The organism is Actinacidiphila yanglinensis (assembly GCF_900107965.1).
Taxonomy (GTDB): Bacteria; Actinomycetota; Actinomycetes; order Streptomycetales; family Streptomycetaceae; genus Actinacidiphila; species Actinacidiphila yanglinensis.
On the sequence record NZ_FNVU01000012.1, the window covers coordinates 157,727 to 175,245 of the forward strand.

The window sequence follows — 17,519 nt, forward strand, 5'->3', positions numbered from 1 at the left end:
CAGGGGCCGGGTCAGGACGTCGCGGAGGCCACCGGGCCCGGCGCGTCGCCGGACCGGGCGACGCCGAGCACCTGGGCGATGGCGTTGTTGTGCGTGTCGGCGATGTACAGCAGGTGCGTCGACGGGTCGACCGTGATCGCCGACGGCGTGTGCAGCTTCGACGCGGAAGGCGCCGCGCCGCTGCTCTCGCCGCCCGCCACTGCCGAGGAGTTGACCACGGTGCTGATGGTCCCGTCCGGGGTGATCATGCGGATCGCGTTGTTGAAGGTGTCGGCGACGAACAGGTCGCCGGCGCTGTCGACGGTCACGCCCTGCGGGTCGTTGAGCCGGGCCGAGGTCGCCGCGCCGCCGTCGCCGGCGAACCCGCCGAGGCCGTCGGATGCCTGGTCCGCCGTGTAGTTGCCGGCCACCGTGGTGATGGTCCCGCTCTTCGCGTCCACCCGGCGGATCAGGTTGTTCGCGGAGTCCGCGATGTACAGGTTGCCGTCGGAGTCCAGCGCCAGCCCGGTGGGCTGGTTCAGCCGGGCGTGCGAGGCGGACTTCCCGTCGCCGGCGTATCCGGCCCGGCCGTCGCCGACCACGCGGACGACGGTGCCCTTCGAGGACACCTCGATCACCTGGTTGTTGCGGGTGTCGGAGATCCAGACGTTCTTCGACGCGTCGACGGCCACCGCCGCCGGCCCGTTGAGCCGGTGGTCCAATGCCTTGGAGGACCCGTTGCTGCCGGCGGTGCCGGTTCCCGCGAACCGGTGGATCGTGCCGTCCGACGTGACCTCGCGCACCACGTTGTTGCCGCTGTCGGCGATGAAGAGGTCGCCGTCGGCGTCCGCCGCGGTGCCGGCGGGCTGGTACAGCGTGGCCTTGTCGGCCTTGCCGTGGTCGCCCTTGTCGCCGTAGTCCTCCAGGGAGCCGGCAAGGATCGAGGTGTCGCCGTTCCGCAGCTGGGCCACCACGTTGTCACCGGTGTTCGACACGTAGAGGGAGCCGCCGTCGACCTCCTGGAGCTCCGTGCGCACGGTGGCCTTGGTGTTCGCCGCGTGCGCCGAGCCGATGCCGACGGACAGGCCCACCGGGCGGTACAGGGAACCGGGGGTGACGTTGGGGACGACCGCGCCGGTGCCCGGGTCCACGTGCGTGCCGGGAGCGTCGCCCACCGAGGAGTACGGCATCGTCTGCAGGATCGGACCCGACGGGACCGCGTCCGACCCGACGGTCAGGCTCAGGTTGTCGGCCGTGCCGTCGCTGTTGGCGCCGCTGCTGACGCCGACCGTGGCCACCGTGATGACGATCTTCGCGGTGCCGTCGGGAACCGTGCCGTACCAGGCCTGGTGGATCAGGCTGGAGATGTTGTTGCGCTGGATCGCCGTCACCGGGCCGATCACGCCCGAGCCGAGCGAGGTGCCCTTGGCGTCCTGGAACGCGGCCGTGACGGTCGCATAGTCGCCCTGCGTCGCGTAGCCGCCGAGGTCACCGGACAGCTTGAACGGCTGGTTGCCGGTGCCGAGCGCACTCACGTCGATCGACTGGGTGTCGGTGGTGGTGACGCCCGGGATCGAGACGGTGCTGGGGTTCGTCCCGCCGTAGAAGACCCGGCTTCCGGTCACGCCCGGGTACGTCGACGTGCGCGACTCCTGGGTGCCGTCCGGAGGGTTCAGCGGGGAGTTGCTGGTCCAGCAGTCCGCGATGGTCTGGTCGTCGCCCAGGGGCGCGCCGAGCGCGGTCGCCGCGGTGTAGTCCTCGGCGCCGGGGTTGGCGATCAGGTTGGCGTTCAGCGCCGGGGTGACCTGGTCGGCGGCCGGGCAGCTCGCGGTGTAGGTCTGGCCGGTCGACTTCTGACCGATCGTCAGGTTCAGGTCGTCCGCCGTGCCGTCGCTGCTGTGGTCGTTGTCGACGGCCACCGTGAGGATCGTGACGAGGATCTTCTGGGTGCCCGCCGGGATGGTGCCGTACGTGCCGTCGGAGAGCAGCTTGGTGGCGTTGCCGCGCTGGGCCGCGCCGGCCGGGCCGATGCCGGCCGTGCCGAGGCTCGCGCCCGACGCGTTCTGGAACGTGGCGACGACCTGCGCGAAGTCGCCCTGCGCCGCGGTGCCGCCCACGTCGCCGGTGAACTTGAACGGCTGCCCGTCCGCCTTCAGTTGGCTGATGTCGATGACCTGGCTGCCGCTGGTGACCACGCCGGCGACCTGGGTGGTGGCGGGACTCGTGCCGCCGGAGAACACCCGGCTGCCGGTCGACCCGGGATCGCTCGACGCCACCGACTCCTGGGTGCCGTCAGGGGCGTTGAGCGGGGAGGTGCTGGTCCAGCAGTCCGCGATCGTCTGGTCGTCGCCCGCGGGCGCGCCCAGCGTGGTGGCCGCGGTGGAGTCCTCGGCGCCGGGGTTGGCGATCAGGTTGGCGTTCAGCGCCGGGGTGACCTGGTCGGCGGCGGGGCAGGGCGCGGTGTAGTTCTGGCCCGTTCCGCTCGCGGTGATCGTCAGGTTCAGGTTGTCGGCGCGGCCGTCGATGCCGTAGCCGGCGCTGACTCCGGTCGAGGCCACGGTGACGACGACCTGCGCGGTGCCGGCCGGGACGGTGCCCGCCGCGGCCTCCGGCACGAGGCTGGTGACGTTGCCGCGCTGGGCGGCGTCGACCGGACCGATGACCGCCGAGCCGAGGGTGGTGCCCTTGGCGTCCTCGAACGCGGCGGTGACGGTGGCGTAGTCGGCCTGCGTCGTGTAGCCGCCGATCGCTCCGGTCAGCGTGAACGCCTTGCCGCCCGCGTCCAGCGAGCTGACGTCGATCGTCTGGGCGGCGGTGGTGCTGATGCCCACGATGGACAGTTGCGGCGAGTCGTAGTCGTAGCCGCCGTAGAAGGTGCGGCTCCCGGTCTGGCCGGGAACCGACGACGACAGCGACTCCAGGACGGCGCCCGGCGCGTCCATGGGGGAGGACGCCACCCAGCAGTCGGGCACGTCCTGGGTGTCGCCGTCCGGCGCGCCGAGCGAGGTGACCGCGGTGTGGTCCTCGGCGCCGGGGTTGGCGATCAGGTTGGCGTTCAGGGCGGGGGCGACCTGGTCCGCGGCCGGGCAGGCGACGGAGTACTTCTGGCCGGTGGTGGCCGCGGTGGCGCTCCCGCCGATGGCGTAGGCCGCCGCGAGACCGAGCACGGTCAGGGCGACGGCGATCGCCGCCACGGGTCTCCAGCGGACCTTCAGATTGGGGATCATGGGCCCAATCATGTGCAGGGCAACGGACGCCGCGCGGACCACTTCTGTCGAAATGGCGGCTTCCAGGTGAACAGTCGTCAGACATGCCGCGAATGCGGCTCGTTCTGTCCGGTTGCCGCCGGTGTGGGCTCCCCGGTGCGGCGCCCGTAACGAACCCGAAACGTCGCCGGAACGGGGCCCGCCCCGCGGCCCCGGTGAGGAGGGGCGGCGGGGCGGGTGTTGGGGATGCGGTGCCCTACGGGTCGGTCTAGTAGGGGCCGTTGACGTTGTCGATCGAGCCGTACACGTGGTACGCGTAGTTGCACGCGGCGGTGATGTTCGCGACCGGGTCGTAGATGTTGGTCGAGGTGCCGGCCACGTGGTAGGCGTCGAACGTCGGCTGGATGACCTGCAGCAGGCCGATCGACGGGGTGCCGGCGGCCGCGTTGGAGTCCCACAGGTTGATGGCGTTCGGGTTGCCCGACGACTCGCGGATGATGTTGCGGTAGATGCCGTCGTAGCTGCCGGGGATGCCGTCGGCCTTCATGATCGCCAGCGAGTGGTTGATCCAGCCGTCCAGGTTGTCCGCGTACGTCGCGGTCGCGGCGGTCGTGGTGGACGTCGCCGTGGTCGACGCGGCGGCCGGGGCCGCCTTCTCGGTGGACGCGGTCGACGTGGTGGACGTGGTGGATGCCGTCGAAGAGGTCGACGCGGTCTTCTCGGCCTCGGCGGGCTTCGTCACGTGGGCCCACTTGGTGGGGACCTTGAGGACCTGGCCCGGGTGGATGATGTACGGGCTGTGGATCTTGTTGGCCCATGCGAGGGCGTGCCAGCCGCCCGGGTTCTTGTGGGCGCGGGCGATGGCGATCAGGTAGTCGCCCTTCTTGACCGTGTACTTCGTGAACGCGGCATGGTGCCGGCTGTCGGCGGTGTGCGGCGCGCTCTTGGCGGCGGAGGGCTCGGCAGCCTGAGCGGTACCGGTCAGGGCGCCACAGGCCAGTGCGGCGACGGTCCCGACGACAACGGCTCCGCCGACGGAGACCAGGCGCTTCTTTGCCAGGCGGTTGTGGGACTGCTTGGGCATGGTGCGGACCTCTTCCAGGATTGCTTGTCCGCAGTGACAGGGCCCCCCCTCGTCATTCAGACCCGCATTTCGTTTAGCGAGCGCTGCGGCGAGCACATTGTTAGCAGCCGATAAATGGCTGCACAATTCCCTCACGTGCTAAGCCGCTTAGTAGCCGCTTTTGCGGTCCGCGTTCCCGAACGCCGGATTTCGGCGAGAAATGCGCGGGAAGGGCAATCCTGGAAATCTACTAACCTGCTTCGTAGGTGACCTACGTCCTATGCTGTGCATCACCCCGAGGGGCCGGGAGGGCGAACACGGTGTAAGGGTGCGGTCCCGGAAAGTGCGGAGGAAATTCAGCCGTAAAGTATTTCTTTTCCTTGCAAAGAGAACAAACTATTGCACAAGGTGTGGAAACGGGCATAAGGCAGTAATATTCCGGCCCTGCGGGCCGGTGCCGCCGGGTGACATGCCACCGCCCCGCTGCCCGGATCGGGCAGCGGGGCGGTGGCGCGGGGCGAGCGGCCCCTGGCGGGTGCGTCAGCCGCGCGCCTGGTCACTCCCGGAGCCGGCGCGCGGAGCGGTGTCGTCCGTGGCCGGGCCGGCCGCTGCGTCCTGGCCCGCACCGGCGGCGTCTGCCGCCGGCCGGGGGGCGTTCGAGGCCGCCGCGGCGGCGGTCTCCGCCTCGGAGCGGGCCTGGTTGCCCGAGACCATCCGCAGCGGCACCTCCTTCAGGCGGGTCGAGAGCACGATCGCGCCCAGCAGCAGGATGGCCACGATCGCGAACACCACGTCCCCGGCCGCGGAGAACCCGGCGAAGAAGGGGTGGCTGAGCGGCTTGGCCAGCCCGTTCAGGAACGAGGTGTCGTCCAGGCCGGCGCCCAGGTGCTGGTGCAGCGCCGTCAGCTGGTCCGGGTGCGCCTTGGCCGCGGCGAGGAAGGACGGGTCGCTGGCCGCCTTCGTGTACTCGTGGCTGATCTTGGTGCCGGCCAGCGAGAACAGCACGGACAGGAAGATCGCGGTGCCCAGCGTGCCGCCGATGGAGCGGAAGAACGTCGACGAGGCCGAGGCGACGCCCATGTCCTTGGCGGGCACGGCGTTCTGCATCGCCAGCACCAGGCTCTGCATGTTGAGCCCGAGGCCGATGCCGAAGACCGCCATGTAGATGTCGGTCTGCCACAGCGGCGTGTCCGCGCCGATCAGGATCAGCAGCCCCATGCCGATGACCATGAGCACCGAACCGACGACCGGGAAGATCTTGTACCGGCCGGTGCGGGCGACGAGCTGGCCCGAGGCGAGGGAGGCGAGCATCAGCCCGGCGACCAGGGGGAGCAGCAGCAGGCCGGACTTCGTGGGCGAGGCGCCCTTGACGATCTGCAGGTAGAGCGGGATCACCGACAGCCCGCCGAACATCGCCATACCGATGATCGTGACCTGGGCCGAGGCGACCGAGAAGGTGCTGCTGCGGAAGAGCCGCAGCGGGAGCAGCGCGTCGTCGCCCATCCGGTGCTGGACCCAGATGAACAGGGCGATCCCGGCCGCGCCGGTGAAGTAGCAGGCGAACGAGCCGGCCGAGGCCCAGCCCCAGCTCTGCCCCTGCTCGGCGACGACCAGCAGCGGCACCAGGCCGACCGCGAGCAGGACCGAACCCCACCAGTCGATCCGCCGTTCGCGGCGGACGTGGTCGAGGTGCAGGACCTTGGCGATGACCACCAGCGCGAAGGCCGCGATGGGGACGTTGATGTAGAAGATCCAGCGCCAGCCGGCGGCGCCCAGGAAGCTGTCGGTGCCGGAGAGCAGACCGCCCAGCACCGGGCCCAGCACGGAGGCGCTGGCGAAGACCGCCATCATGTAGCCCTGGTAGCGGGCACGCTCGCGCGGCGGGATGATGTCGCCGATCACCGCCAGCGCGAGCGGCATTATGCCGCCGGCGCCGATGCCCTGGAAGGCGCGGAAGGCGGCCAGCTCGTACATCGACTGGGCCAGACCGCACAGGGCCGAGCCGATCACGAAGATCACGATCGCGAGCATGAACAGCCGCTTGCGCCCGTAGATGTCCGACAGCTTGCCGAACAGCGGCGCGGCGATCGTCGACGTGATCAGGAACGCGGTGGTGACCCATGCCTGCGCGGACAGGTCGTTGAGGTCGTTGCCGATCGTCTTGATCGCGGTCGAGACGATCGTCTGGTCCAGCGCCGCGAGGAACATGCCCAGGACGAGGCCGGACAGGATCGTCAGGATCTGGCGGTGGGAGAGCGCGCCGTCCGGCGGCGTGTCCGTCGGCCGGGTTGCGGTGGCGGTCATGCAGGGTCGCTTTCTTCCGGGTTGCCGGAGCGGGTGGCGGTCTGCCGCGCCGCGTCGGTCATCCAATGGATGTGTGTCGTGTCGTAGGCAGCGGTGAACCGCTCCAGCAGGTGGGCGAACTGGTCCCGCTCCTGCGGCGACCAGTCGCTCACCACCTGCTCGAAGAAGGCCATGCGGGCCTGCTCGTGCTCGGCGACCACGGCCCGGCCGGCGGCGGTGACCACCAGCAGGCTGGCCCGGCCGTCCTCGGGGTCGGCCTGCCGCTCCAGCAGCCCGCGGGTCACCAGCACGGTGACCTGGCGGCTGACCGTCGACAGGTCGGACTGGACGCAGGCGGCCAGCGTGCTCGCCCGGGTGGGGCCCTCCAGCGCGGCGGTGCGCAGCAGGATCTGCGTGGCGGAGTCGACGTCGTCGCTCGCCGCGGCGAGCAGCCGGGCCTTGGAGCGCCGCACCGTCCGCAGCAGCTCGACCACGGCGTTCGCGACCGAGGCCACTCCGGCCGCGGGTTCGTCCCCGTCGGCGCGGCAGCCCTGGGCGGCTCGCCCGGTAACCGGCACGGTGCCTGTCTTGTTCATCGTCGATCACCTCGGTTCGCTTATTACTTGTGTAACACAAGTGCTTGGGGTGCGCAAGTAAATCCCGGGCGGCCCCCGCCTGGGCGGGGACGGGTCGGGGCGGCCCCCGTACCGCCCGGAACGCGCGCAGCGCCCGGACGGCCGGCGGGCCGCCCGGGCGCTGCGCGGCTCGGTCAGGCCGTGTAGAAGCCCGTGATGTCGGCGAGCAGGTTGACGCTGCCCGAGTTGTTGTAGAAGTCGACCTTGCCGTTCACCACCGGGACGACCACCAGGTTCGGCATGGTCTGTCCGGCGGGGAAGTTGAGGTTCGACGTGGCCGGCCGGGTCGCGCCGTCCGGGAAGACGCTCACGTAGCTGTTCGCGGTCGGCCCGACGGCGGTGACGTTGAGCACCACCGCGGTCACCCCGCTCGCGGGCAGGCCGCCGTGGCCGGTCAGCCCCAGCGTGATCGTCTTGCCGCCGGCCACCGCGCCCTTGACGCCGCCGGTGCCGTTGCGGGTGTCCAGCAGCCGGGTCGGCCCGGTGGAGTGGAAGACCGAACCGGTCGACGAGAACCAGCCGGTCACGTCGGCGACGATGTCCAGGTCACCGACGTTGTGGAAGAAGTCGACCTTGCCGTCCACGACCGGGACGACCACCAGGTTGGGGATGGTCTGTCCGGCGGGGAAGTTGAGGTTCGACGTGGCCGGCCGGGTCGCGCCGTCCGGGAAGACGGTCAGGTAGCCGCCCGCGGTCGGGCGGACCGCGGTGACGTTCACGACCACCGCGGTGACCCCGGAGTCCGGGACGCCGCCGACCCCTTCGACCTGGAGCGGAACGGTCGCACCGGCCGGGATCGGCCCGGTGGTGCCGCCGGTGCCGTTGCGGGTGTCCATCAGCCGGGTCGGGGTCAGCGGGGTGAAGCGCGAACCGCTGTCCGAGGAGGTGTAGTAGCCGGTGACGTCGGCGGCGATCTGCACGCTGCCGGCGTTGTTGTAGAAGTCGACCTTGCCGTTCACCACCGGGACCACCACCAGGTTGGCGATGGTGCGGCCGGCGGGGAAGTTGAGGTTCGACGTGGCCGGCCGGGCCGAGCCGTCCGGGTAGACCATCACGTAGCCGGACGTGGTCGGCTGGACCGCGGTGACGTTCATGACCACCCCGGTCACGCCGCTCGCCGGCACCCCGCCGACCCCGTCGACCTGGAGCGCGACGGACTTGCCCGCGCCCAGCGCGCCCTTGGCCACGCCGGTGCCGTTGCGGGTGTCCATGATCCGGGTCGGCCCGACCGGCGTGAAGGTCCCGGACGGCGGCGTCACCGCCGCGCCCGCGGTGACGTCGCTCGCCTTGACGAAGCCCAGCCGGTGATTGAAGCGGATCGGGTAGTACTCCGTGCTGCCGACCACCCGCGTCTGGTCGCCGGGCGCGGACTGGTCGATGTTCTTCGCGTAGTAGTAGTCGGAGGCCACCGGGTCGTCGGCGACGTAGGACTGCCCGGCGGGGATGGTGTAGCCGAGCGGCGCCACGATCTGGGTGGACTCCGTCGCCACGTCGGCGATCACCGACGGGTACGCGGACGCCTCCGGGTACGCACGGCCGTACACCGGGATCGCGCTGGTGCCGGCCGGGGTCACCACGTGCCGGGCGGTGTTCCCGTTGGCCACCGCGAAGGTGCCGCCCGGGTTGGAGAACCACGCTTTCTGGCCGCCGAACCAGATCGCGGTCCAGTCGCCCTGCACGCCGGCCACCACGAAGGTCTGGCCGGCCACCGCCTTGTCGGTGACGTCCGCCGCGTTGGTGCTGCCGTTGGCCACCCCCTGGCCGGCCATCACGGAGTCCTTGATCAGCGCGGCCGACGACGAGGGCGAACTGCGCAGGTAGACGAAGCTGGTCGGCTGCGCCTTGCACGGGTCGGTGCTGCACCCGGTGACGGTGGGCTCGTTGGCGGAGGTGAAGGGCGGGCGGATGGTGATCTCGCCGCCGACCACCGGGGTGCCGCCCCCGCCGAGCGAGGCGCCGAGCAGGTCCATGTAGTGCGACCAGTTCCAGTACGGTCCCGGGTCCCAGTGCATGTCGGCCAGTTGGGCGACCTGCGGGGACGACACGTCGTCATGGCCGAGGATGTGCTCGCGGTCCAGCGGGACGCCGAAGCGGTTCGCGAGGTAGCGGACCAGGGCGGCGGAGGACTCGTAGAGCGACTCGCTGTACCAGGACGCGCCGGAGATCGCGAAGCCCTCGTGCTCGATGCCGACCGAGTGCATGTTGACGTAGTAGTTGCCTGCGTGCCAGGCGACGTTCTTGGTCTGCACGACCTGCGTCACCAGACCGTCCGAGGACCGCACGATGTAGTGCGGGGTGGCGAGCTTCGTGGAGTTCTGGAAGACCCCCAGCGCGCTGCTGTAGCTGCCCTCGGTGTCGTGGATGACGATGTACTGGATCTTGTCGCCGTCGGCCGGCCGGTTCGCCAGGTCGTAGTTGCCGTACTTCGACTTGTCGGTGCTGCTGTTCTGCTTGTACGCCGCCGGGACGTAGTTGCAGGTCAGGCCGGACGGGCACTCGGGCGTCGGGTTCGCGGCCGGCGTGGCGGCGCCGCTCGCGCCGGTCGTCTCGCTGCGGGCCTCGGCCGTGGCGGAGACCAGCCCCAGGCGCTTGACCGCCGAGGTCTGCGGCACCACGTCCGGTTCCGCGGCCAGCGACACCGCCTGGCCGGCGTCGGTGGTACGGGAGACGCCGGCCTTCAAGGTGGCGTAGACGCGGTCGGCGTACTGGCTCGCGCCCTGGGTGTCGGAGGACTGGCTGAAGCGGGCGACCGCGCCGTACCACGCGCCCGGGTCCGCGGGCAGCGTGTGCGCCAACTGCCCCTCGTAGTGCGCGAGCAGGGCGGCTCCGCCGCGCACGCTCTGCGCCGGGTCGGTGCGCAGCCCCGCCGCGGAGATGCCGGTCAGCGCCGACGCCGCGTCGAGGGTGCGGTAGGGCGCGACGGAGGTGGTGCCGGCCGGGGCGGCCTTACCGCTGCCGCCCGTCGCCGCCGGGCCGCCCTCGCCGCGCTGCGACGTCTCCTGGGCGCCCTGCGCGGCCCGCAGCGTCGCGGTGTCCACGTGGGTCAGGCCCATCACGTTGTAGTTGCCGGTGGTGCTCGGCAGGCCGTCGTGGGAGTCCCACAACGACTGGTGGTACGCGACGGCCATCAACACGCCCGCCGGCACGTGGTACTCCGCGGCCGCGGCGGCGAAGTCCCGCTGCAGCGCGCCCGACGTGCTCGCCTTCGTGGTGGTCTGCCCGCCGTCGGCGACGCGCCCCCCGGGCGCCGCCTGTGCCGCCGTGGCCCAGCACAGCGCGGCGGCGGTCAGCGCCGCCGCCACCGCCGTTCCGCGCTTTGCGCGCCGCCGTGGCCGGCCCCGTTCGTGCTGTTTTCCTTGCATGTGATCCTGCAAAGCCCCTCCCCTGCTCGTACGTTGCCTCCGGCCCGGGCAGCGCCCGGGCCGAAACAGGAAAGGTAACAGCCCGGACGGACAGCGGCCTCATGCCGTTCGGAACGCGTTCACCGGGAGGGCGGCGGCTCAGCCGGCGATGCCGTCCAGCACGGCGATCGCCTCGGCGGGCAGGGCCAGTTGGGCAGCGGCCACGTTGGCCCGCAGGTGCTCCACGGACGAGGTGCCGGGGATGAGGACCATGGCCGGCGAGCGCTGCAGCAGCCAGGCGAGGGCGACCTGCTGGCGGGAGGTGCCGAGGCCGTCGGCGACCTCGCTCAGCTCCTGTGACTGCAGCGGGGTGAAGCCGCCCAGCGGGAAGAAGGCCGCATAGGCGATGTTCTCCGCGGCGCAGCGGTCGACCAGGTCGTCGTCGGATCGCTGGGCGAGGTTGTACATGTTCTGCACGGTGACCACGGGGGCGATCGCCTGCGCCTCGGTGAGCTGGGCGCCCGTGACCCCGCTCAGGCCGAGGTGGCGGATCAGGCCCTGCTCGCGCAGCTCGGCCAGGGCGCCGAACTGCTCGGCGACGGAGTCGTCGCTGCCGCCCTCGTGCGCGGCCGTGCGCAGGTTGACCACGTCCAGGGCCTCCAGGCCGAGGTGCCGCAGGTTCTCGTGCACCTGCGCCTTGAGGTCGGCGGGCTCCTGAGAGGGGATCCAGCCGCCCTTGTCGTCGCGGCGGGCGCCGACCTTGGTGACGATGTGCAGGTCGGCGGGGTAGGGGTGCAGCGCCTCCTTGATCAGCTCGTTGACGACGGCGGGGCCGTAGAAGTCGCTGGTGTCGATGTGGGTGAGGCCGAGCGCGACCGCCTCGCGGAGCACGGCGATCGCCTGGTCGCGGTCCGTGGGAGGTCCGAAGACGCCCGGTCCGGCCAGTTGCATCGCGCCGTATCCCATGCGGGTGATCGTGAGGTCGTCGGCGAGGGCGAGGGTCTGGAGCGGGGAGCCGGTGGGGGTCACGGGGAGGTCCTTTCCGGGGGATATCGGATGTTCTATCTAACTGGATAGATATATAGTGGGCTCGATCCCCGGGTAAGTCAAAAGTTAGTTACCTGCGCTACGGTGGGGGCATGACGACGGGACCGAACGACGCGGACCGCAAGGCCGCGCGCCCGCGGAACTCCCGCGCCACCAAGGAACTCCTGCTCGCCGCCGCCACCGCGGAGTTCGCGCAGTACGGCCTGGCCGGCGCCCGGATCGACCGCATCGCGGAGCGGGCGGGCGCCAACAAGCGGCTGCTCTACGTGTACTTCGGGGACAAGGACCAGCTCTTCGAGGCGGTGCTCCAGCACGAGATCGGCCGGCTGTTCGAGGAGGCGTCGCTGGCCGGAGGCGATCTCGTCGCCTTCGCGGGCAACCGCTTCGACTACATGCTCGCCCACCCCGACACGGCCCGGCTGGCCGCCTGGCGGCGCTTCGAGCGCGACCGGCACACCGACGCCGAGATCGACAGCTACCGCGTCAAGGTCGACGCGGTGGCCGCAGCCCAGCGCGAGGGCCGTACGGACGCCTCGCTCCCGGCGATCGACCTGTTCGCGATGGTGCTGCGGATCACCGAGAGCTGGCTGGACGCGCCGCCCGCCCTGCAGGCACTGACCGGCACCGACCCGCGGTCGGCGGAGCGGCTGGCCGAGCACCGCGCCGCACTGATCGAGGCTGTACGCCGCATCACCGCGCCCCGCACCGGCCCGGAGGGCGACGACGCACCACGCCGGTAGGCGTCGCTCCGCCGGCGACCCGGCCGGTTCTCCTCGCGGCGCCCCCTTGGGCGTCCCTTCGCGGTGCCGTCCCTCCACCTCACTCCGATGCCCGGGTCCGGCTGCAGGCTCACCGGGCCGCGCCCACGCTGGTGGCACGGACAGACCGACGCGCGCCGAGAAAGGGCGGAACGACCATGAGAGTGCTGCTGATGGCCCAGATGGACACGGAGAAGGCGAACAAGGCGATCACGGAGGACTCGCTGGCCCGGACCCTGAAGTCGGTGTTCGACCGGATCCGGCCGGAGGCCGCGTACTTCGGCGCCAAGGAGGGCATGCGCACCGGGTTCATCGTGTTCGACCTCAAGGACGCGTCGGACATCCCGACCGTGGCCGAGCCGTTCTTCCAGGAACTCGGGGCGAAGGTGACCCTCCTGCCGGTGATGAATCTCGACGACGTCCAGGCCGGGCTGAAGAAGTTCGCCTCCAACTGATCCGCGGCGGCGGCAATGCGGGTGCCCGCTCGGCACTGACGGGATCGGTTCAGCCGTGCCGGGACCGGTCCTCGCGCAGCGCCCGGAGCAGCTCCTCCGACGGGTAGGGGATCTCCCGGCTCTCGTCCAGGACCCTGCCGTAGAAGTCCGTCATCATCGCGGCGATCGGTGCGTGGCGGATGAGGATCGCCCTGGCCCCGGGCGGACCGTCCGGCGGTTCCTCGCCTTGCGCGCAGGCGCGGATGAGTGCCTCGCGTTCCTTCCGCTCGTAGCCGTAGAGCTCCGTGATCATCCGGTTCACCAGCCAACTGCGGGTGTAGCAGGGATCGTAGGTGCGGTGGTGCAGGGCGAAGAATCCGGCCTCGGACGGGGACAGATCGAATTGCGACGACAGGGCGAGGCCGTAATCGGTGAAGTAGAGGCGCCGGCCGTCGGCCAGGATGTTCTGGAAATGGGCGTCGAAATGCAGGAGCCCGCGGGCATTCATGAAGGACGTGCCGGCCGCCAACTCCCTTTCCACCAGGGAGCAGGCCCGGTCGGCGGACTCCGCACCCTCCCGTATCCGGTCGGCGAGCCACACGTGGACCGTCTGGGGGATGTACTCCAGGAAGAGCACCATTCTCGCGGTGGCCCCCCGGATCTCCTCGATACGACGGCCCACCTCCTGGCTGCCGCCCCAGTAGGCGACCATCCCCGCCACGTCCGCGAGTTCCGCCGGAAGCTCGGCCGGTGTGCCGGGCAGCACACGCCAGTGGTACATCAGCGGGAATCCCTCGTACTGCCCGGCGAGCACCCAGTTCGTCGTCATGGTCTGGACGGCGAGCTCGCGCCACGCCCCAAAGCCGGGGCCGCCGACGCCGTAGTGGCAGAGGTCGGGAATCCCGGACAGGTTGGCCGTGGACCGGACATGCCGCGGCAGCCGCTCGGTGTCCGTGAGCGGCAGCTGCTTCACGAAGACCTGGGTGCCGTCGACCTCCAGCAGCGCGGACCTTCCGCCGATCCCGGTGCCGAGCGGTGCGGCGGCGTCCACGAGCGCGCCCAGCCGGTCGTCGCTGCACAGCGCGAGGGAGGTGGCGGCGCTGCTGTAGGCGGTGAGGCGCGCCTCGCGGGACCTGCCGGGGGGATCGGACGCTACCCGCATCGGACTGCCGACCTCGATTCCGCGGTGCCCTCGCGTGTCCGCAAGCCGCCATCGCACTCTACGGGACGATCAGCGGGGCGGCGAGAAGATCGGCGAGCGCGGTGGGGAGGCGCCCGGTGAGCCCGACTGCCCTGTTCCTCACGGTGTTCCTCGCCTGCGCGGTGGAGGCCGTCGAGGCGCTGACGGTGGTGCTGGCCGCCGGGACGGGCCGGCACTGGCCGTCCGCCCTGCAGGGCGCGGGGGCGGCGCTGGTCGCGCTGGCCGTGGTGGTCGGGGCGCTCGGCTCGGCGGTGACACACCTCCCGATCGGCGTGCTGCGGGCCGTGGTCGGCACCCTCCTGCTGCTGTTCGGCCTGCAGTGGCTGCGCAAGTCCGTGCTGCGGGCGTCGGGTTGGAAGGCGCGGCGTGACGAGGCCGCGGCCTTCGCCCGGGGCGTCGCGGCGGCGGAGCAGGTACCGGCCGAGCGGCGCGGCAAGGTCGCGGACTGGTACGCCTTCACCGTGGCCTTCAAGGGGGTCGCGCTCGAAGGGCTCGAAGTCGCTTTCATCGTCGCGACCTTCGGCGGGAACCAGCACGACGTGCCCGTGGCGGTGCTGGGCGCCGTGGCGGCCGCGGTGGTGGTCGGCGCCGCGGGTTTCGCGATCCGGGCACCGCTGTCCCGGGTGCCGGAGAACGCGGTGAAGTTCGTGGTCGGCACGCTGCTGACGGCGTTCGGCCTGTTCTGGTCGGCCGAGGGCGTCCAGGTGGACTGGCCGGGTTCGGACGCGGCGCTGCTGGTGCTGGTCCCAGGGGTCGCGCTGCTCGCCCTGGCGTACGCGTGGGTCCTGCGCCGCGGCGCGTGGGTGGGCCCGCGGTGAGGCGGCTCCGGGCGTTCGGGCGGTTCTGGTACGACTTCGTGATCGGCGACGACTGGCGGATCGCCTGCTGGGTGGTGCCGGCCCTCGGCGCGACCGCGGGACTGGCCGCCGCCGGTGTGAACGCGTGGTGGCTGCCGCCGCTCGCCGTGGCCGGGGCGCTCGCCCATTCGTTGCACCGCGCGGTGAAGTCGACGCGCGGACCAGGGTGACCGACGTCGAGGGGCCGGCAGCCGCTCCCTTGACCTCAACCGCGCTTGAAGGAGCACCGTGGTGGGCATGAACACGCATTCCCCTGCGCACGCCGCGGACATCGAGGCGATCCACCGGGTGGTGGCCACCGTCGAGCACTCTCAGCAGCACAAGGACCCCGACGAGTTCCTCGCCCTCTTCCACCAGGACGCGGTCTGGACGACGAGTGGGGGCAAGGTCCTGGTCGGGCTCGGTGCGATCTCCGACTTCACCCGCGAGGTCCTTCCCGCGGACGACTGGGACGTCAAGGTCAGCTACGAGGTGGTCCACGTGCTCCTCATCCGTCCCGATGTCGCGGCGGTCAAGGTCCGTCAGCTCTACCTGGCCCCGGGCGACACGAGCGAGGGGAGCCCGCTGTACGTGATGTCCAAGCAGGACGACGGCCGCTGGTTGCTGACCGCCTGCCAGAACACCGCGGTCGCCTCCGGCTGATCGCTTCCACGGGGCCCAACGGCGCCGCCCGGAAAGGCCGTCCCGCGCGCACTCACTGCCCGGGTTCGCCGGCCCCTTGGAGCCGGTCGTCCGGGCGCGCGGCGCCGGACGGGGCGGGGAAGGGGGAGCGGAAGGTGAACGCGAGGGGGCCGGGGCCCTGTTCGCGGATCATCGCGACCCGCTCCATCGCCTCGGCGACGCTCGGCAGGTGGCCGGCGGGGATCCACCACAGGGCCTGGTACGCCTCGGCCACGCGGTGGAACCACTCGCGGCGGCGGCTCAGGACCCGCAGGTGGTCGGAGTGGTAGGTGAAGTCCCGCAGGGCCTCGACCGACTCCCAGACCGAGCAGTTGATCAGGAGCATGTCGTCGGCCCCGTCGGGCCGGAAACCGGTCGCGTCCTCACCCGCGTCGTCGACCATCCGCCAGACGAATCCGGGGCTCGCCTCGGCGAGCGCGTTGATCTCGGGGAGTTGGGCCATGAAGTCGGCCAACTCGGGGCTGTCCAGCGGGGCGACGATGCGGCCGACGTTGACCTGCGCGAGGTGATGGCCCGTCATGAAGTCCGTCATGGGGTCAGCATGGCCCGGCCGCGTTTCTATAGTCAATCACTTTTGCCTTTAGAAAGTGCCACGCAGCACCAGCCGGGCCGTGCGTCCATCGCCGCGGACCACGGCCCGGCCGCCAGGCCCTCCAGCAGCGCGAGGTTCATCCCGCAGACCAGGGCGGAGAACTCCCCGGCCAGCGCGTGGAACGGGCAGTTGCGCAGCCGCAGCGTCTCCCCGTCCCAGAAGGGCTCGTAGCCGCGGGTCCGCAGCACCTCGACCAGGTCGCCGGCGGCGGCGTCCGGATCCGCCGCCCCCGCGGCCCGCGCCGCCGCCTGCAACTCCCGGTCCAGGCCCGCGTTCTCCACCACCTCGGCGAGCAGCCGCCCCGCCGTGTCGTAGCTGCGCGGCGGGACGGACACCGCGTGCTCGCCCTCCGCGCGCCGGTACAGCTTCGCCGGGCGTCCCGCGCCCGGGCCGGTGCGCCCGGACAGCCGCCGGAAGGACACCGCCAGCAGCCCCGCCTCGACCAGCTTGTCCAGGTGGAAGGCCGCCAGCGACCGGGAGACGCCGGCCGCCTCCGCGGCCGCGTCGCGCCCCACCTCGTCCGGGGCGGCGGCGACATGCCGGTACAGCCGGCGGCGTACGGGGTCGGCCAGCACACCCAGCGTCTCGAAGGCGGAGTCCTCAGCAGTCACCCGGCGATCCTATGACCGGCGGGTCACGCCCAGGTGGTGCGCCTCGTGCGTCGGACCGCCACCCGAAGCAACTGTGACCTGGGATTTCGTGGCAGGCCGCGGCGGCGAAGGCGTCAGACCGTGCCCACCGCGGTGGCACCGACCGCGGCGAGGGCGGCCCGCAGGGTGAGGTCGGCGGCGCTGCCGAGGACGAGGTCCGCCGAGGCGAAGCGCGCGGGGTCGGCGAAGGGGTTCGGGACGGCGATGCACGCGAGCCCCGCGGCCTGCGCGGCGGCCACGCCGTGCGGTGTGTCCTCGACCGCGACCGCCCGTGCCGGTTCGAGCCCGAGCCGTTCGAGTGCGAGCCGGTAGACATCGGGAGCGGGCTTGGGGGAGCGCACCTCGTTCCCGAAGGCGAGGACCGCGAACGCGTCGAGGCGGTCGACGCGCGCCAGCATGCCGGTCACCCACTCCTCGGCGGAACTGCTGGCCACCGCGCAGCGCAGGCCGGCGCTCGCCGCCTGCGCCAGCCACGCGTCGATGCCGTCGCGAAGTCCCAGGCCGGTGTGGAGCGTTTCGCGGTAGGCCAGTCGGCGGGCGTGGCTGGCGTCCCGGTCGAACCCGGGGCCGACGGCCGCCGCGAGCCGCCGGTAGTGCTCGGCGGTCACGTCGCCGCCGTGATCCGCGAAGAACGTGGCCGGATCGAGTTCGAGCCCGTGCTGCCGCCACTCGTACCGCCAGCACTCCAGGAGCGTGGTCTCGGTGTCCATGAGCAGGCCGTCGAAGTCGAACACGATCGCGTCTGTTTGCACCTGCCCAGTCAACCAGCCCGAAGGCGCGTCGCCCGAACGG

At 71.6% G+C, this 17,519-nt stretch carries 15 protein-coding genes; 5 read left to right on the top strand and 10 right to left on the bottom strand.

From position 1 onward, the window contains the following. Nucleotides 1-11 precede the first annotated feature (11 nt). The 6 genes from C4U44_RS25905 to C4U44_RS25930 form a co-directional block, all read right to left on the bottom strand. The gene (locus tag C4U44_RS25905; protein WP_103888420.1) at nucleotides 12-3,206 is read right to left on the bottom strand and encodes an NHL domain-containing protein; all 3,195 of its coding nucleotides are present in this window, start codon (nucleotides 3,204-3,206) and stop codon (nucleotides 12-14) included. A 247-nt stretch (nucleotides 3,207-3,453) separates the two neighbouring features. Next, the gene (locus C4U44_RS25910; RefSeq protein WP_103888421.1) at nucleotides 3,454-4,269 is read right to left on the bottom strand and encodes a LysM peptidoglycan-binding domain-containing protein; all 816 of its coding nucleotides are present in this window, start codon (nucleotides 4,267-4,269) and stop codon (nucleotides 3,454-3,456) included. Nucleotides 4,270-4,788: 519 nt separating this feature from the next. After that, the gene (locus tag C4U44_RS25915) at nucleotides 4,789-6,552 is read right to left on the bottom strand and encodes an MDR family MFS transporter (RefSeq protein ID WP_103888422.1); all 1,764 of its coding nucleotides are present in this window, start codon (nucleotides 6,550-6,552) and stop codon (nucleotides 4,789-4,791) included. After that, complete coding sequence (locus C4U44_RS25920; RefSeq protein WP_103888423.1) at nucleotides 6,549-7,127, bottom strand: MarR family winged helix-turn-helix transcriptional regulator; 579 nt, start codon at nucleotides 7,125-7,127, stop codon at nucleotides 6,549-6,551. Before C4U44_RS25920 ends, C4U44_RS25915 begins: the two co-directional genes overlap by 4 nt. Before the next feature lie 173 nt (nucleotides 7,128-7,300). Next, on the bottom strand, nucleotides 7,301-10,468 hold the full coding sequence (locus C4U44_RS25925) for an N-acetylmuramoyl-L-alanine amidase (RefSeq protein WP_235032353.1): 3,168 nt from the start codon (nucleotides 10,466-10,468) through the stop codon (nucleotides 7,301-7,303). 198 nt (nucleotides 10,469-10,666) lie between these two features. After that, nucleotides 10,667-11,536 carry an oxidoreductase gene (locus C4U44_RS25930; protein ID WP_103888425.1) on the bottom strand — a complete coding sequence of 290 codons (870 nt, stop codon included), beginning with the start codon at nucleotides 11,534-11,536 and terminating at the stop codon, nucleotides 10,667-10,669. Nucleotides 11,537-11,646: 110 nt separating this feature from the next. Between C4U44_RS25930 and C4U44_RS25935 the strand changes: the two genes are divergently transcribed. Together C4U44_RS25935 and C4U44_RS25940 are read left to right on the top strand one after the other, a co-directional pair. After that, nucleotides 11,647-12,294 carry a TetR/AcrR family transcriptional regulator gene (locus C4U44_RS25935; RefSeq protein ID WP_103888426.1) on the top strand — a complete coding sequence of 216 codons (648 nt, stop codon included), beginning with the start codon at nucleotides 11,647-11,649 and terminating at the stop codon, nucleotides 12,292-12,294. Between the two features lie 176 nt (nucleotides 12,295-12,470). Continuing rightward, a complete protein-coding gene (locus C4U44_RS25940; RefSeq protein ID WP_103888427.1) occupies nucleotides 12,471-12,767 on the top strand; it encodes a DUF3303 family protein in 297 nt (98 codons plus the stop codon). A 49-nt stretch (nucleotides 12,768-12,816) separates the two neighbouring features. Here C4U44_RS25940 and C4U44_RS25945 read toward each other — a convergent pair whose 3' ends face one another. Further along, nucleotides 12,817-13,908, bottom strand: coding sequence for a BUD32 family EKC/KEOPS complex subunit (locus tag C4U44_RS25945; protein ID WP_103888428.1), 1,092 nt, complete (start codon nucleotides 13,906-13,908; stop codon nucleotides 12,817-12,819). 116 nt (nucleotides 13,909-14,024) lie between these two features. Between C4U44_RS25945 and C4U44_RS25950 the strand changes: the two genes are divergently transcribed. The 3 genes from C4U44_RS25950 (at nucleotide 14,025) to C4U44_RS25960 (ending at nucleotide 15,446) form a co-directional block, all read left to right on the top strand. Continuing rightward, nucleotides 14,025-14,765: a hypothetical protein gene (locus C4U44_RS25950; protein WP_103888429.1), complete on the top strand. Its 741-nt coding sequence runs from the start codon at nucleotides 14,025-14,027 to the stop codon at nucleotides 14,763-14,765. Further along, a complete protein-coding gene (locus C4U44_RS25955) occupies nucleotides 14,762-14,974 on the top strand; it encodes a hypothetical protein (protein ID WP_103888509.1) in 213 nt (70 codons plus the stop codon). Before C4U44_RS25950 ends, C4U44_RS25955 begins: the two co-directional genes overlap by 4 nt. Nucleotides 14,975-15,041: 67 nt before the next feature. Continuing rightward, nucleotides 15,042-15,446, top strand: a complete 405-nt coding sequence (locus C4U44_RS25960; RefSeq protein ID WP_103888510.1) for an SgcJ/EcaC family oxidoreductase — start codon at nucleotides 15,042-15,044, stop codon at nucleotides 15,444-15,446. A gap of 52 nt (nucleotides 15,447-15,498) precedes the next feature. On the opposite strand, the gene C4U44_RS25965 is transcribed toward C4U44_RS25960, so the two are convergent. The 3 genes from C4U44_RS25965 to C4U44_RS25975 all read right to left on the bottom strand — a co-directional run bounded on the left by C4U44_RS25965 (nucleotide 15,499) and on the right by C4U44_RS25975 (nucleotide 17,479). Next, complete coding sequence (locus C4U44_RS25965) at nucleotides 15,499-16,005, bottom strand: DUF3291 domain-containing protein (protein WP_103888511.1); 507 nt, start codon at nucleotides 16,003-16,005, stop codon at nucleotides 15,499-15,501. 44 nt (nucleotides 16,006-16,049) lie between these two features. Beyond that, nucleotides 16,050-16,688, bottom strand: a complete 639-nt coding sequence (locus tag C4U44_RS25970) for a helix-turn-helix transcriptional regulator (RefSeq protein ID WP_103888430.1) — start codon at nucleotides 16,686-16,688, stop codon at nucleotides 16,050-16,052. A gap of 113 nt (nucleotides 16,689-16,801) precedes the next feature. Next, on the bottom strand, nucleotides 16,802-17,479 hold the full coding sequence (locus C4U44_RS25975; protein WP_103888431.1) for an HAD family hydrolase: 678 nt from the start codon (nucleotides 17,477-17,479) through the stop codon (nucleotides 16,802-16,804). Nucleotides 17,480-17,519 lie beyond the last annotated feature (40 nt).

Excerpts from the sequence above, each read along its gene's own strand:
- C4U44_RS25905 (WP_103888420.1), bottom strand. The coding sequence starts at position 3,206 with ATGATCCCCAATCTGAAGGTCCGCTGGAGACCCGTGGCGGCGATCGCC.
- C4U44_RS25910 (WP_103888421.1), bottom strand. The coding sequence starts at position 4,269 with ATGCCCAAGCAGTCCCACAACCGCCTGGCAAAGAAGCGCCTGGTCTCC.
- C4U44_RS25915 (WP_103888422.1), bottom strand. The coding sequence starts at position 6,552 with ATGACCGCCACCGCAACCCGGCCGACGGACACGCCGCCGGACGGCGCG.
- C4U44_RS25920 (WP_103888423.1), bottom strand. The coding sequence starts at position 7,127 with ATGAACAAGACAGGCACCGTGCCGGTTACCGGGCGAGCCGCCCAGGGC.
- C4U44_RS25935 (WP_103888426.1), top strand. The coding sequence starts at position 11,647 with ATGACGACGGGACCGAACGACGCGGACCGCAAGGCCGCGCGCCCGCGG.
- C4U44_RS25940 (WP_103888427.1), top strand. The coding sequence starts at position 12,471 with ATGAGAGTGCTGCTGATGGCCCAGATGGACACGGAGAAGGCGAACAAG.
- C4U44_RS25945 (WP_103888428.1), bottom strand. The coding sequence starts at position 13,908 with ATGCGGGTAGCGTCCGATCCCCCCGGCAGGTCCCGCGAGGCGCGCCTC.
- C4U44_RS25960 (WP_103888510.1), top strand. The coding sequence starts at position 15,042 with ATGAACACGCATTCCCCTGCGCACGCCGCGGACATCGAGGCGATCCAC.
- C4U44_RS25965 (WP_103888511.1), bottom strand. The coding sequence starts at position 16,005 with ATGACGGGCCATCACCTCGCGCAGGTCAACGTCGGCCGCATCGTCGCC.